The organism is Streptomyces sp. NPDC057616, from assembly GCF_042800575.1.
GTDB lineage: Bacteria > Actinomycetota > Actinomycetes > Streptomycetales > Streptomycetaceae > Streptomyces.
Genome location: NZ_JBHVGU010000019.1, coordinates 139946 through 153598, shown reverse-complemented (window position 1 = coordinate 153598; position 13653 = coordinate 139946). Strand labels below are relative to the sequence as shown.

Annotated in this window: 12 protein-coding genes; 5 read left to right on the top strand and 7 right to left on the bottom strand. The window is 73.3% G+C overall.

The window, feature by feature from the left end; all coding sequences use genetic code 11:
• Nucleotides 1-3: 3 nt before the first annotated feature.
• Nucleotides 4-1851: a transketolase gene (locus ACFU97_RS24485; protein ID WP_384260117.1), complete on the bottom strand. Its 1848-nt coding sequence runs from the start codon at nt 1849-1851 to the stop codon at nt 4-6.
• Nucleotides 1852-2047: 196 nt separating this feature from the next.
• On the opposite strand from ACFU97_RS24485, the gene ACFU97_RS24480 reads away from it, so the two are divergent.
• Both ACFU97_RS24480 and ACFU97_RS24475 read left to right on the top strand, forming a co-directional pair.
• A complete protein-coding gene (locus tag ACFU97_RS24480; RefSeq protein ID WP_384260114.1) occupies nt 2048-3007 on the top strand; it encodes a TIGR03557 family F420-dependent LLM class oxidoreductase in 960 nt (319 codons plus the stop codon).
• A gap of 9 nt (nt 3008-3016) precedes the next feature.
• The gene (locus tag ACFU97_RS24475) at nt 3017-4108 is read left to right on the top strand and encodes an enolase C-terminal domain-like protein (RefSeq protein ID WP_384260112.1); all 1092 of its coding nucleotides are present in this window, start codon (nt 3017-3019) and stop codon (nt 4106-4108) included.
• A gap of 110 nt (nt 4109-4218) precedes the next feature.
• Here ACFU97_RS24475 and ACFU97_RS24470 read toward each other — a convergent pair whose 3' ends face one another.
• Nucleotides 4219-4695 (bottom strand): phage holin family protein, encoded by a 477-nt coding sequence (locus ACFU97_RS24470; protein ID WP_384260109.1) that lies wholly within the window; start codon nt 4693-4695, stop codon nt 4219-4221.
• Nucleotides 4696-4839: 144 nt separating this feature from the next.
• On the opposite strand from ACFU97_RS24470, the gene ACFU97_RS24465 reads away from it, so the two are divergent.
• Both ACFU97_RS24465 and ACFU97_RS24460 read left to right on the top strand, forming a co-directional pair.
• On the top strand, nt 4840-5388 hold the full coding sequence (locus ACFU97_RS24465; RefSeq protein WP_384260107.1) for a hemerythrin domain-containing protein: 549 nt from the start codon (nt 4840-4842) through the stop codon (nt 5386-5388).
• Between the two features lie 87 nt (nt 5389-5475).
• Nucleotides 5476-5823: a VOC family protein gene (locus ACFU97_RS24460; protein ID WP_384260105.1), complete on the top strand. Its 348-nt coding sequence runs from the start codon at nt 5476-5478 to the stop codon at nt 5821-5823.
• A gap of 14 nt (nt 5824-5837) precedes the next feature.
• Here ACFU97_RS24460 and ACFU97_RS24455 read toward each other — a convergent pair whose 3' ends face one another.
• Nucleotides 5838-7802 carry a DUF5107 domain-containing protein gene (locus ACFU97_RS24455; protein WP_384260103.1) on the bottom strand — a complete coding sequence of 655 codons (1965 nt, stop codon included), beginning with the start codon at nt 7800-7802 and terminating at the stop codon, nt 5838-5840.
• Between the two features lie 139 nt (nt 7803-7941).
• On the opposite strand from ACFU97_RS24455, the gene ACFU97_RS24450 reads away from it, so the two are divergent.
• Nucleotides 7942-8289 carry a DUF6204 family protein gene (locus tag ACFU97_RS24450; RefSeq protein ID WP_384260100.1) on the top strand — a complete coding sequence of 116 codons (348 nt, stop codon included), beginning with the start codon at nt 7942-7944 and terminating at the stop codon, nt 8287-8289.
• Here ACFU97_RS24450 and ACFU97_RS24445 read toward each other — a convergent pair.
• The 4 genes from ACFU97_RS24445 to ACFU97_RS24430 form a co-directional block, all read right to left on the bottom strand.
• On the bottom strand, nt 8261-8824 hold the full coding sequence (locus tag ACFU97_RS24445; protein WP_384260098.1) for a GNAT family N-acetyltransferase: 564 nt from the start codon (nt 8822-8824) through the stop codon (nt 8261-8263). The genes ACFU97_RS24450 and ACFU97_RS24445 overlap by 29 nt on opposite strands.
• A gap of 20 nt (nt 8825-8844) precedes the next feature.
• A complete protein-coding gene (locus tag ACFU97_RS24440; protein ID WP_384260096.1) occupies nt 8845-10620 on the bottom strand; it encodes a CocE/NonD family hydrolase in 1776 nt (591 codons plus the stop codon).
• A 131-nt stretch (nt 10621-10751) separates the two neighbouring features.
• Nucleotides 10752-11687: an LD-carboxypeptidase gene (locus ACFU97_RS24435; protein WP_384260093.1), complete on the bottom strand. Its 936-nt coding sequence runs from the start codon at nt 11685-11687 to the stop codon at nt 10752-10754.
• Nucleotides 11684-13636 carry a prolyl oligopeptidase family serine peptidase gene (locus ACFU97_RS24430; RefSeq protein ID WP_384260091.1) on the bottom strand — a complete coding sequence of 651 codons (1953 nt, stop codon included), beginning with the start codon at nt 13634-13636 and terminating at the stop codon, nt 11684-11686. The genes ACFU97_RS24435 and ACFU97_RS24430 overlap by 4 nt, the downstream gene beginning before the upstream one ends.
• Nucleotides 13637-13653 lie beyond the last annotated feature (17 nt).

Below are 13653 nucleotides of genomic sequence, written 5' to 3'. Positions count from 1 at the left end.
GACTCACCGCACGACCGCCTCCTCGACCAGCAGCTTTCCGGCGGCGGCGATCGCCTCGGCGTCGATGCCGGCCGCGTGCAGCTGCTCCTCGGGAGAGGCCGAGCCCGGCATCGAGCGGACGGCGAGGCGCACCAGCCGCGGCACGGGCCGGCCGTCGAGGAAGGCCTCCAGGACGGCGTCGCCGATGCCGCCCTCCCCGTGGTGGTCCTCCACCGTGATCAGGCAGCCGGTGTCCTCGGCGGCCGTGCGCAGGGTCCGCCGGTCGACGGGCTTGACCGAGTAGAGGTCGATCACGCGGGCCCGGATGCCGTCGCGCTCCAGCGCGTCGGCCGCCGCCAGCGCCTCGGGCACGGTGACGCCCGCGGCGACCAGGGTCAGCCGGTCGTCGGAGGAGGAGCGCAGCACCTTGCTGCCGCCGATCGGGAACTCCTCGTCGGGTCCGTAGATCACCTCGCTCTCACCGCGCGAGGTGCGCAGGTACCGGATGCCCTCGCAGCCGGCCATGGCGGCGACGAGCCGTGCGGTCTGGTTGGCGTCGCACGGGTACAGCACGGTCGAGCCGTGCACGGCGCGCATCATCGCCAGGTCCTCCAGGCCCATCTGCGAGGGCCCGTCCTGGCCGATGGCGGTGCCCGCGTGGCTGCCGACGAGGTTGATGCCGGCGCCGCTGACGGAGGCCATGCGCACGAAGTCGTAGGCGCGGGTGAGGAAGGCGGCGAACGTGCCGGCGTAGGGCACCCAGCCGCGCGAGGCGAGGCCCACGGCCGAGGCGACCATCTGCTGCTCGGCGATGTAGCACTCGAAGTACCGCTCGGGGTACTCCTTGGCGAAGAACTCGGACCGGGTGGAGTCGCCGACCTCGCCGTCGAGGACGACGACGTCGCCGCGTCCGCCGCCGAGGGCGGTCAGCGCCTCCCCGTAGGCGTTGCGGGTCGCGACCTCGTCGCCCTTGTCGTAACGGGGCAGTTCGACGTGGCCGGCGCGGACGGCGTGCAGCATGCGGGCGGCGGGCGGCTCCTGCACCCGGACGCGGAGGTCGCGCCGGCCGCCGAGTTCGGCGATCGCCTCGTCGGCGTCCGGCAGCGGCTTGCCGTGCAGTCCCTCGCGGTCCTGGACGGCCTCGACGCCCTTGCCCTTGAGGGTGCGGGCGATGATCGCGGTCGGCTGCCCGGTGGTGGACAGCGCCTCGCCGTACGCCCGGTCGATCGCGGCCACGTCGTGCCCGTCCACCTCGATCGTGTGCCAGCCGAAGGCCTGGAAGCGGCGGGCGTAGGCGTCGAGGTCGTGTCCGTGCCGGGTGGGGCCGCGCTGGCCGAGCCGGTTGACGTCGACGATCGCGGTGAGGTTGTCGAGATGCTCGTACGCCGCCTGCTCGGCGGCCTCCCAGACGGAGCCCTCGGCCATCTCGCTGTCCCCGCACAGCACCCACACGCGGTACCCGGCCTGGTCCAGCCGCTTGCCGGACAGCGCGATGCCGACGCCGACGGGCAGCCCCTGGCCGAGCGAGCCGGTCGCCGTCTCGACCCACGGCAGCCGGCGCGGCGTCGGATGCCCCTCGAGCCGGCTGCCCAGCTTGCGGAAGGTGAGCAGCTCCTCGTCGTCGATGGCGCCGGCCGCCTTGTACGCGGCGTAGAGAAGGGGCGAGGCGTGCCCCTTGGACAGGACGAAGCGGTCGTTGCCGGGGTGGGCGGGCCGGTCGAAGTCGTAGCGGAAGTGGTGCGCGAGCAGCACGGCCATCAGGTCCGCGGCGGACATCGAGGACGTCGGATGCCCGGACCCCGCGGCCTGCGCCGCCCGCACCCCGTCCACCCTCAACTGCTGTGCGAGCTCGACGAGTTCATCGGTGTTCATGAGTCTCCCTCCGCTGATGTGGTCGAGCCACGGTTCGCCGCCGGCGCTGACGCGTACGTCGTACGGAACCTTCCGCGTCCCCCTGGTCGGGGCGCCCAAACTGGTCACGGCACCCGAAGGTGTACCGGTTGCCTCCCCGGGCCCCGGGTACCCGGGCGGCGTCCCAATGGACCCGGATCCACCGGAGGTGCCCCCCATGCCCGAGTACGGCTATTTCCTCTCCTGTGAGGAGTTCGGTCCCGCAGACCTCGTCGAGCAGGCGAGGATGGCCGAGCAGGCCGGCTTCCGCTCGCTGTGGATCTCCGACCACTACCACCCCTGGAACGACGCACAGGGCCAGAGCGCCTTCGTGTGGTCCGTGCTCGGCGCCCTCTCGGAGGCGGTGTCGCTGCCGGTGCAGACGGCGGTCACCTGCCCGACCGTACGGATCCACCCGGCGGTGGTGGCGCAGGCCGCGGCCACCACGGCCGTGATGACGAACGGCCGCTTCCGGCTCGGTGTGGGCACGGGCGAGGCGCTCAACGAGCACATCCTCGGACACGTCTGGCCGCCCGCGACCGTCCGCATGGAGATGCTGGAGGAGTCGATCCAGATCATGCGCCGGCTGTTCACCGGCGAGGAGGTGACGCATCACGGCACCCACTACACGGTGGAGAACGCCCGCCTCTACACGGTCCCCGACGAGCCCGTACCGATCGACATCTCCGGCTTCGGCCCGGCCGCCACGAAGCTGGCGGCACGCGTGGGCGACGGCTACATCACGATGACGCCCGAGGAGTCGATGGTGGAGCAGTTCCGCAAGGGGGGCGGGGGCGGCAAGCCCGTCAGCGGCGGCACGAAGGTCTGCTACGGCACCGACCGCGAGGAGGCCCTGCGCACCGTCCGCGAGCGCTGGTTCAACCAGTTCCTGCCCGGCGAGATGAGCCAGATCCTGCCCTCGCCGCGGCACTTCGAGCAGCTGAAGCCGCTGGTCACCGAGGACATGGTGCGCGAGAACACGGTGTGCGGCGACGACGTCGACGAGCACGTCTCGGCCCTGCGCGCCTTCGCCGACGCCGGCTTCGACCGGGTCTACGTCAACCAGATCGGACCGGACCAGCGCGGCTTCTTCGACTTCTACCGTACGAAGGTGCTGCCGCAGCTCCAGCAGTCCTGAGGAGCGCCGATGAAACTGCACCGCCCCGTCGTGTCCGTCTACACCGTGCCGACCGACGCACCGGAGGCGGACGGCACGTGGGCCTGGTCGTCCACGACGATGGTGATCGTGGAGGTGTCGGCGGACGAGACGACCGGCACGGGCTGGACGTACGGGCCCCCAGCGGTCGGTGAGTTCGTGGGCGACCAGCTCGCGCCGCTGCTGGAGGGCCGCAGCGCCCTCGACATCCCCGCCGCCCACGACGCCATGTGCCACGCAGTGCGCAACGCGGGCCGGCCCGGGGTCGCAGGCTGCGCCGTCTCGGCGGTCGACATCGCCCTGTGGGACCTCAAGGCCCGCCTGCTCGGGCTCCCGCTGGCCCGCCTGCTCGGCGTCTGCCGCGAGGAGGTCCCGGTCTACGGCAGCGGCGGCTTCACGACGTACCACGACACGCATCTGGCCGCGCAGCTCAACGGCTGGGTGCACGGGCAGCACATCCCGCGCGTCAAGATCAAGATCGGGGAGAGCTGGGGGCGCGAGGTCGCCCGCGACCTCGCCCGGGTCCGCTCGGCCCGCCAAGTCATCGGCCCTGAGGCGGAGTTGTACGTGGACGCCAACGGCGCCTACACCCGCAAGCAGGCGGTCCGGGTCGGCCGCGCCCTGGCCGAGCTCGGCGTCGGCTGGTTCGAGGAGCCGGTCTCCTCGGACGACCTGACGGGCCTGAGACTGGTCCGCGACGCGCTGGTGTGCGACGTGGCCGCCGGCGAGTACGGCTACGACCTGCCCTACTTCGCCCGCATGATCGCGGCGGGCGCCGTCGACTGCCTCCAGGTTGACGCGACCCGCTGCGGCGGCCTGACGGAGTTCCTGCGCGCCGCCGCGCTGGCCCAGGCGCACGGCCTGGAGATCTCCGCCCACTGCGCCCCGCACGTGCACGCCGCCGTGGCCGCCTCGATCCCCAACTTCCGCCACCTGGAGTGGTTCCACGACCATGTGCGCGTCGAGGACATGTTCTTCGACGGCGCACTGGACCCGACGGGCGGCACGGTACGCCCGCTGACCGGCCTCGGACACGGGCTGACCCTGCGGACGGACGACGTGGAGGAGTACCAGGTGGCCTGAGCGGGCGGGGACGGCCAGGGCCTCGCCCCGGACCGCCGCACGTCGTCAGCGGCCGGGGCGAGGCCCTCGCGTTGGCCCTCGCGTCCCCGGGTCGGCAGGGCCACCCGGTGTCACGCCCGGTGGTTCGACTGCTCGGGGCCGGTCTCGTCGAGGTGGGGTGCGGGCGCGCCGGCGCCCGGTGTACCCGCGCCGACCGACGGCGCGACCGGGGGAACAGGCGGGACCGGCGCTCCCGTACCGCCCGTGACGCGGTCGCCCCGGCCCGCGCCCGCCGCGAGTCCGGCGTCGCCGGCGGGGGCGGACGCGTGCGGCCGGGCCGCGCTGCGCAGCAGGTAGGCGGCCACACCCAGGATCGCCGCGGTGATGAGCGCGGCGGCCCAGTCGGGCAGCCCGATCGCCAGGGCGAGGCCCACGGTCAGCGCCACCGCCGCGCCCGCGTACAGGGCGACGGCTCCGGACGCCGCGTACAGCATCGCCGTACGGCGCTGTTTGCGAGTCTGTTCGCGCAGTTCCTCGCGCACGGCGTCGCGCGCGACCTGCGCCAGCTCGTCGACCAAGTGCTTGTCCAGATGTTCCAAGCCTTCCATGGCTTCGCGGGTACCCCGCACAGGCGTACGTATACCGCGCTCCGTCACGGCTGGAAAGCGCTGCGTCGGCCCCCGGCGCCCGGGTACCCGCGCGCTCGCACCAGCACGGCGAAACCCTCACAGAACCTCTTACAGGAGAGCGCCATGACCGAGCGCATCGACGTGGTGGAGCTGCTCAAGGAGCAGCACACCCGGATCCGGGAACTGTTCGACGAGGTGGCGAACACCAAGGGGGAGGACCGCAAGCGCCACTTCCACGACCTCGTCCGGCTGCTCGCGGTGCACGAGACCGCCGAGGAGGAGGTCGTCCACCCCTTCGCCCGCAGGAACATCGACGGCGGTGAACAGGTCGTCAAGGACCGTATCGAGGAGGAGGAGAAGGCCAAGCAGGCACTGGACCGGCTGGACGGGACGGACACCGACTCGCCCGAGTTCCTGGAGCTGTTCGCCGCCCTGCGCCAGGACGTGCTCGCGCACGCCGACAACGAGGAGCGCGAGGAGTTCGCGCACTTCCACCAGGTCGCCGACCGCGGCAGGCTGCAGACCCTGGCCCGGGCCGTGCGGGCCGCCGAGGCCCTGGCACCCACCCGCCCGCACCCGGGCACCGACACCGCCGTGAAGAACCTCGCGGTGGGCCCGGTCGCGGCCGTCATCGACCGCACCCGGGACGTGGTGCGCAAGGCGATGGGCTGACCCGTCCGGCGGTACACCGGGGCGGCCGGGCGGGGGCGATCGCGGGAAACGATCACCTTCCCCGGCCGTCCCAACTAGGCTCGTCGCATGGACATTCTGGGAGCCACGCTGCGCGTCTGCGTCGACGACCTGGAGACCGCGGTCCCCTTCTACGAACGGCTCGCGGGCGGGCGGGCGCTCCGCTTCGAACGCGGCGGCGTCCAGGTGGCCGCGATCGGCTGCTTCCTGCTGATGAGCGGGCCCGAGGCCGAGATCGAGGTGCTGCGCAAGGTCGCCGCGACCATCGCCGTCAAGGACGTCGAGGAGGCCCACCGGGTGCTCACCGAACTCGGCGCGCACATCGTCGCCGGCCCGGTGGCGACACCGGTGGGCCGCAACCTGATCGCCATGCACCCGGACGGCGCGATCTACGAGTACGTCGACCGCAACTCGTAGGCGGCGCACGGGCCTCAGGACTCGGGGGGCCGCATCCTGAAGTCGTAGTGCGCGGGGAGCGGTTCGTCGGCCAGGCGTGCCCACATCCGGCCGATGACCTCCGCTCCCTCGCGCAGGTCGGCCACCTCGAAGCCGGCCCGGAAGACGTCCCGCGCGTCCTCCCGCCGCCCCTCCGCGAGCAGCAACTGGGCCTCCAGCAGCCGGAACCGGCCACGTTCCCGGGTGGCCGGGTGCAGCCGCTCCCAGACGGCGCGTGCCTGTTCCGTGCGGCGCACGGCGAGCAGCGTCTCGATCGCCTCGCGGCCGAGGGCGGCGGTGGCCGCCGTCCACCGGTCCCCGTTGTCGCGCCGCTCCTGGCACAGGTCGTCGAAGGCGTCGGCGTAGCGGTCCGCGGCCCGTTCCTGGTTGCCGGCCTCCCGGTCCGCGACGGCCAGGCAGCGCAGCAACGGCCACAGGGACGGGGCGAGTTCGAGGGCCCGCTCCCAGCTGCGCACCGCCTGCGCCAGGTCGCCGGCGTGCCACTGGGCCACGCCCAGGTGGTACTCGGTCAGCGGGGTCGCGGGCGCGGTCTCCAGCATGTCCCGCCAGTGCGGGGCGACCAGCGTCTCGCCGGGCGGCCGCACCCGGCGCGGCTCGGGCAGGGCGCCGGCCCGCAGCAGGTGCAGCCAGGGCTCCTGGGCCTCGCCGAGCGTGCTCGCGTCGAAGGGCGTACCGGGCAACTTGAGGTCCGCGCGCAGCACTTCGAGCGCTCCCCAGCCGGAGCCGGTGGCGAGGATCTCGCCGGGTTCGGTGTCGGCGTGCGGCGCCCAGGCGGCGTGGGCGGCGTCGAGGTCCGCGCGCGGCAGCGCGGCCTCCAGCCGGGCCTCGGCGCCGTCCACGACGTGTGCCCAGGAGGGCCCCTCGGGCTCCGCCTCCAGCGGCCCGTACGCCTCCAGCCAGCTCAGCTCGCTCTCCGGCTCCAGCCGCACGTGCTCCAGCTGGGTGCGGGCGAGCCCGGCCTGGATCTCGCAGTAGCCGCCGGTGCCGGGCTCGGTGAGCCAGTCCTGCCAGCGCCGTCCCCCGCCGCCGGTGCCCCACATGAACAGCTTGCGGCCGCGCAGGACATCGGTGGACGTCTGCACCAGGCCGTGCCCGCCGTCGTCGAGGGCGGCGATCCATCGGCGCCGGTCCTCGGGCAGCTCGTAGAAGTAGTCCGCCGCGTAGGGGCAGTTGAGCGGATACGTGCGGTCGATGCCCTCGTACGAGGGCACGGGCACGCGGCGCAGCCGCTGCTCGTAGCCGAAGTACCAGGCCTCCTCGGCGGGTGCCAGGACCCGGCGCTCCTCCGGCACGGCGATGTTGGACCACCAGTAGACCGGCACGGGCCGCTCGTGCGGGTTGCGGACGCGGACGCCGACGTGCAGGAAGTCGGAGTGCCGCGGCAGCCAGAGGTCGACCTGGAAGGGCAGGTCGCGCAGCCGCTCCCACTCCCACAGCCGCAGCATCTCGCCGCCGTCGGGGGCGGGCACGCGGGCGGCGTGCAGCGGGGCGCAGGAGAGCGTGGTGTGGCCGGTGGCGCCGATGTTCCACTCGATGCCGCCGGAGAACCAGGCGCCGTTGAGCGCGAAGTTGGCGGGCTGGAACACGGGGTTGCGGTAGAGGAGTTCGCGCCCGGTCGGCTTGTGCAGGAGGGAGGCGACCCGGCCGCCGAGGCCGGGCAGGACGGTGGCGCGCAGCCGGTCGTTCTCGAGGACGAGGGCGTCGATGTCCCGGGGCTCGCGCGCTCTGCCGTAGCCGTCCCGTACGCGTACCGGGAGCAGGCTGCGCAGGGGCTCGTAGCGCGCCTGGCGCGCCATGTCGCGCGGCAGCTCCTCCAGGTCGCGGTCCTCGATGCGGTGCACCTCGTGGAGCAGCCGCAGCGGGGGCAGGGGGTTGTCGGGACCCAACTGCGCCGCGGGCAGCGTCAGTACCTCACGTCGGATCGTCGTCACGATCACCATGGAAGCCGCTCGCCGGTGGGCTGGCCAGGGGACGTATCGGTCAGGATTGCGCAAAGGCGCCGGCGCCGAAATTCCGCGTGCGGTCCGTGCCCGCCGACGTACAGTCGGGCCTTCGACGCACTGGAGCACGGGAGCGGGGATGAGCGAGCAGCACACGTACCGGGTGATCGTCCGGGGTACCTGGGACGGGCTGACCGAGGAGGCCCGGCGGCGGCTGCTCGCCGAGGCCGGCGAGCACGGCATGACCAGCATGCGGTTCACCGAGGAGGGCTCGCTGTCGTACGAGCCGGCGCCGCTGAAGCACTTCTCGATGCGCTACGTGGTGGTGTCCGACGCGGCGGACGGCGAGGAGATGGCGGGCGCGATCGCCGAGGACCGTGCCGAGGCCACGCTCAAAGGCCTCGGCTACGGCTTCGGCGACCTGCGGTCGACCGTGACCGACCTCGACACCATGAAGATCAACCGGAAGCCCGCATCTCGGCGGTGATCGCCCACCGCTCGTGGTCCCGCCAGTCGCCGTCGATGTAGATCATCTTCGGTGAGAAGCCCTCCAGGCGGAAGCCGCAGGAGCGGGCCAGGGCGATGGACGCGGTGTTCTGCGGCTGCACGTTGATCTCCAGCCGGTGCAGCCGCATCGGCCCGAAGGCGTGGTCCAGGACGAGGCCCAGGCCCTCGCGCATCAGACCGCGCCCGGCCGCGTGCGCGAAGACGCCGTAGCCGAGCGCGCCGCACTGGAAGCCGCCCTCGACGATGTTGTTGATGTTGATGAAGCCGGCGATCGCCCCGTCGCCCGGCTCCCCGCCCTTCTCGCAGACCAGGAACCCGGCCTTGGCCGGGTCCTCGATCAGCCGGCTCGCGTAGGCGGTGTAGGCGCTCGGGGAGTCCGGCGGGAACAGCCAGGGCTGGTGCAGCCCCTTGCTCTCGCGGGCGCGGGCGGTGAACTCGGCGCCGTCCTCGTAGCTGAAGTGGCGTATGCCCACGCGGGGGCCTTCGGCGAGATAGCGGGATGCGGTGTGCGGCATCCCGCCACCCTACGGCGGGGTCATCCGCCCAGCACGGGCAATTCCAGCGACCCGGCTCTCCCGGGCGAGCTGACCACGGTCACCGGCTTGATCCCGCGGTTGCCGAAGTACGCGTCGTCGCTCGCCGCGATCACGAACCGCAGCCGGTGCCCCTTCTCGAAGCGGTGCACGATGCCCGGCAGTGTCACGGTGAAGCTCTTGCCCACGTCCGGCACCCGGACCGGCGCGACCAGCCGGTGCACCAGCGTCCTGCCGCCGTCGGGCGCGATGTCGTAGAGCTTGGCGAACAGGACGAGCCGGTCGGCGGCGTTGCCGGAGTTCTGCGCCCGCGCGGCCGTCGGGGAGAGGACCTTGAGCGTGGCCCGGGGCGCGCCCACGACGTCCGTGGCCCGGGCGAGCGGTGCGCCGGTCCAGCCGAGGTAGGTGCCCGCGGTGTCGTACGGCCCCGGGTCCGGAAGGCCCACGGTCCCGGCCAGCGAGCTCTCCGAATGGCTGCTGGGCGTGAGCAGGTTGGCGTAGGTACGGCTGCCGCGGGCGACCTTGCGGCGGTTGTCGACGAGCTTGCCGTCGCCGGAGAGGTAGTAGGTCCGGCTGAGCGCGGGCAGCCGGCCTGCCGTGGCGTAGGTGTGGTTCGGGTCGGTGATCCAGTCGCGGTAGTAGGCGAAGGCCGGGCCGGTGTCGGTGGTGGTCCGCCCGTGCAGGTAGCGGTCGAACCAGGCCAGGATCCGCCGGCCGACGTAGGAGGTCTCCAGGTTGCCCTTGCTCAGGTCGAGTTCACCGCTCGCCGGGTCGGTGATGCCGCCGCTGTGCCCCCAGGACTGCCAGATCATCTTGGCGGTGGTGCCCTGGGCGGTGAGGGTCCGGTACGTCGCGGCCGCCTCGTTGAGGTTGAACAGGCTGTCGGCCTGCCCCTGGATCAGCAGGGTGGGCGCCTTGACCCGGTTCAGGTACGACACCGGGGAGACGCTGCGGGCGTAGGCGAGCATCGCGGCGGTCGGGCCGGAGCGGTAACTCCCGGAGTTCAGCGTGCGGATGGTGTCGCAGGCCCTGGTGACGAAGTGCAGGCAGGTGAGCGAGTTGAAGCGGGAGGGGTCGAGGTTCGGCCGGGTCAGCGGCTGGCCCTCGCCGATGAGGTAGAAGCCGTTGGTCCACTGCCACTTGAAGGCGCCGGGCACGGTGGTGGAGGCGTTGTTCGGGTCGAGCGAGTAGGCGAGGTCGTGCCAGGTGATCAGGGGGACGAGCGCGTCGACGCGGTGGTCGACCGCGGCCGTCGCCAGCTGGATGGCACCGCCGTACGAACCGCCGATCATGCCGACCCGGGGGTCGCCCGCGCGGTCGAGCGTGACGTAGTCGGCCCGGGTGCCGTCGTCGGCGGCCCGCTTGCCGCCGAGGAAGTCGACGAGCCGCGAGGCGGCCGTGCCGTCGACACCGGGGTCGTCGAGCGAGATCAGGCAGCCGGACCTGCCGAAGCCGAGGCCCGAGTAGATCAGGGACACGTAGCCGCGCTCGGCGAAGGCCTTGCCGATGGCGTCGGTCGAGCCGTCGGACTTGCTGCCGCCGAAGCCGTTCGTGGCGAGCACGGCCGGGGCGGGGTGGGCGCGGTCGACGCCCGCGGGGCGGTACAGGTCGGCGTCGACCGTGCAGCTGCGGCCGCCCACCTGGACGGTGAACTTCAGTGCGGAGACGGTGTATTGGCCGGTCGAGGCCGCTGGGGCGGTGAGTGCCAGGGGTGCGGTGAGCGCCGCGCCCAGGGCGAGGGCGAGAGCGGCTCGGGATCTGGGCACGCGTCGGGACACTGAGACCTCCACACTCGGGACAGCCCTGCTTACCGACCAGTAAGTACCGGCCGGTTGTCATGGTGTGACACGTGTCATTCCAGGTCAATCGCCCAGTCGAGTGTTGTTGACGGACATTCGGTGAAGGTCGGTCACACCAGGGCGGGCTGAGTGAGCGTCAAGGTCCGTGCGTCGGCGTCCAGTTCGGCCGCCACACCGAGGGGCACGGTCAACGCCCCCGCGCAGTGCCCGAATCCGGACTCCTCGACGACGGGCACACCGAGGCCGGCGAGCCGGTCGGCGAGCACCGTGCGCACGTCGCCGTAGGGACCGCACTCCTCCCACGACCCGAGCGCGATCCCGGTGACCCCGTCCAGCCATCCGCTGCGCAGCAGCTGGGTCAGCGTCCGGTCGATGCGGTACGGCCGTTCGCCGACGTCCTCGATCAGCAGCAGCCCGCCCCGGGCGCCGCGGTACGCGTGCGGTGTGCCGAGGTCGGTGGCGAGCAGGGCCAGGCAGCCGCCCAGGGTGACGCCCCGGGCGCGCCCGGGCACCAGGGTGGCGCCGGCGGAGGCGATGGTGCGGGCCTCCTCCGGCGCGAACAGCGTGGTGCGCAGGTGCTCCTGCGCCCGCGCGTTCTTGATGAAGTCGACGCCGGCGGCCGCCGGGCCGTACAGGGTGACCAGGCCCAGCCGGGTGGCGAACGCCTGGTGCAGCGTGGTGACGTCGCTGAAGCCGACCAGCACCTTGGGCCCGGCGGCCCGCATCGCCTCCCAGTCGAGCAGGTCGACCATCCGCTGCGCCCCGTATCCGCCCCGCGCGCACAGCACCGCGTCCACCGACGGGTCGCACCAGGCGCGCTGCAGATCGGCGGCGCGGTCCGCGTCCGTGCCCGCCAGATAGCCCAGTTCGGGGTGCCGGTCCAGCACATGGGGTGCCACCACGGGGTCGAGGTCCCAGCCGCGCAGCACGTCCAGCCCCGCCTGCACCCGCTCCTCGGGCACGGGCCCGCTCGGGGCGACGACGGCCACCCGCGCGCCGGGCGCGAGGCGGCGTGGCCGCCGCAGTTCTCGGACGTGCTCGCTCACTTGGACAGCTCCAGGGTCGGAATGCCGGGCGGGTTGAGGCCGAACACCTGGGCGTACAGGGAGAGTTCGGACTCCAGGACGCGGATCATGGTGTCCGCGCGGCGGAACCCGTGCCCCTCCCCCTCGAAGGCGATGTACGCGTGCGGCACGCGCCGTCCCTCCATCCGCTCCAGGAACCTTTCGCACTGCGCGGGCGGGCAGATCACGTCGTCCAGGCCCTGGAGCAGCAGGAAGGGCGCGGTGATGCGGTCGGCGTGCTCGGCGGGCGAGCGCTCCGCGTACCGGCCGGGCACCTCGGCGAGCGGCCCGACCAGCGTCTCCAGGTACTGCGACTCGAAGTCGTGGGTCTCCCCCGCGCCCCAGCCGGCGAGGTCGAGGATGGGGTAGAGGATCGTGCCGCAGGCGTAGACGTCGGTGGCGGTGAGCGAGGCGGCCGAGGTCCAGCCGCCCGCGCTGCCGCCGCGGATCGCCAGCCGCGCGCGGTCGGCGGTGCCCTCCTCGGCGAGCGCCAGCGCGACCGCCGCGCAGTCCTCGACGTCGACCACGCCCCACTGCTCGCGCAGCCGCTCCCGGTATTCGCGCCCGTGCCCGGTCGAACCGCCGTAGTTGACCTCGGCGACGCCGATGCCGCGGGAGGTGAAGTAGGCGATCTCCAGGTCGAGCACGAGGGGTGCCCGGCTGGTGGGGCCGCCGTGCACCCAGACGACGTAGGGCGGCAGCTCGTCGCCGGGGGCGACGCAACGGGGGTTGTGCGGCGGGTAGATGTGCGCGTGGATGTCGCGTCCGGCGGGTCCGGTGAAGGTGCGGATCTGCGGCTCGGGGTAGTAGGAGGGGTCGACGGCGTCGTCGTGCTCGGCGCCGATCACCCGGGCCCGGCCGGTCCGCGTGTCCAGCTCCACGACCTCGTAGGCGCTGCGCGGGCTGGCGCCGACGGTGACGACCCGCTCGCCGTGCACCGCGAGCGTGGAGGCGAACTCGGTCCAGGGGCCGGCCGCGTCGACGACCTCGCCCGTCTCGGGGTCCAGTATCCCGAGCGCGGTGGCGCCGCGGCCGTGCACGACGGCGATCGTGCCGCCGGGCAGCGGGGCGAACCAGCGCTGGCCGAGCTTCCACAGCGGTCCGCCGAACTCCTCCTCGCGCGGGCACAGGGCGACGCCGTCGCGGTAGAGGTTCCACCAGCCCGTGCGGTCGCTCGCGTACAGCAGCGCGCCGTCGGCGGCCCACTCCACCTGGGCGATCGACTCGTCCGCTCCCCCGGCGACCGTACGCGCCTGCCGAAAGGTTCCGGCGTCGTCGATCGCGGCGACGATCAGCTCCGTGCCGTCCCACGGCATACGGGGGTGGTCCCAGGCCAGCCAGGCCGCGCGCCGCCCGTCGGGCGAGAGGCGGGGCCCGGTGACGAACCGGTGGCGGCCGTCGGTCAGTTCGCGGACGGCGTCCCGGTCCTCGGCGGCCGAGCCGTCCAGCGGCACCGCGGCCAGGACGCGGCGCACGTCGGTGGGCCCGTCGCCGGTGAACTCCTCCAGCACGCCCCACACTTCACCGCGGTCGGTGAGCAACTGCGGCTCCGCCCAGCGCAGTCCGCCGCCCACCGGGGACACCGGGGTCAGCGGGCGCGGTTCGCCGCCGGGCTCGTGGCGGTAGAGCCGCTGGTCGGCGAAGTTCACGAACACCACGAGCGGACGGCCGTCCACCACGGTGCCGGTCCAGGGCTGCCCGCCGTACTCGATGACGCGGCTGCGCACGTTCCACGGGGCGGGCAGCACCGCCTCCTCGCGCCCGTCGGGGCGCCGGCGCACCAGGGTGCGTCTGCCGCCCTCGACGGGCCGCGGCTCGGTCCACCACGCCTCGTCGCCGACGAAGCCGGCGAACTCGGGACGCCCGTCGTGCGCGGCGGCCAGCGCCGCCTGGATGGGCGAGGGCCAGGATCCGTATGCCAGCGTCTGCACGTTCTCCCCCACCTCGG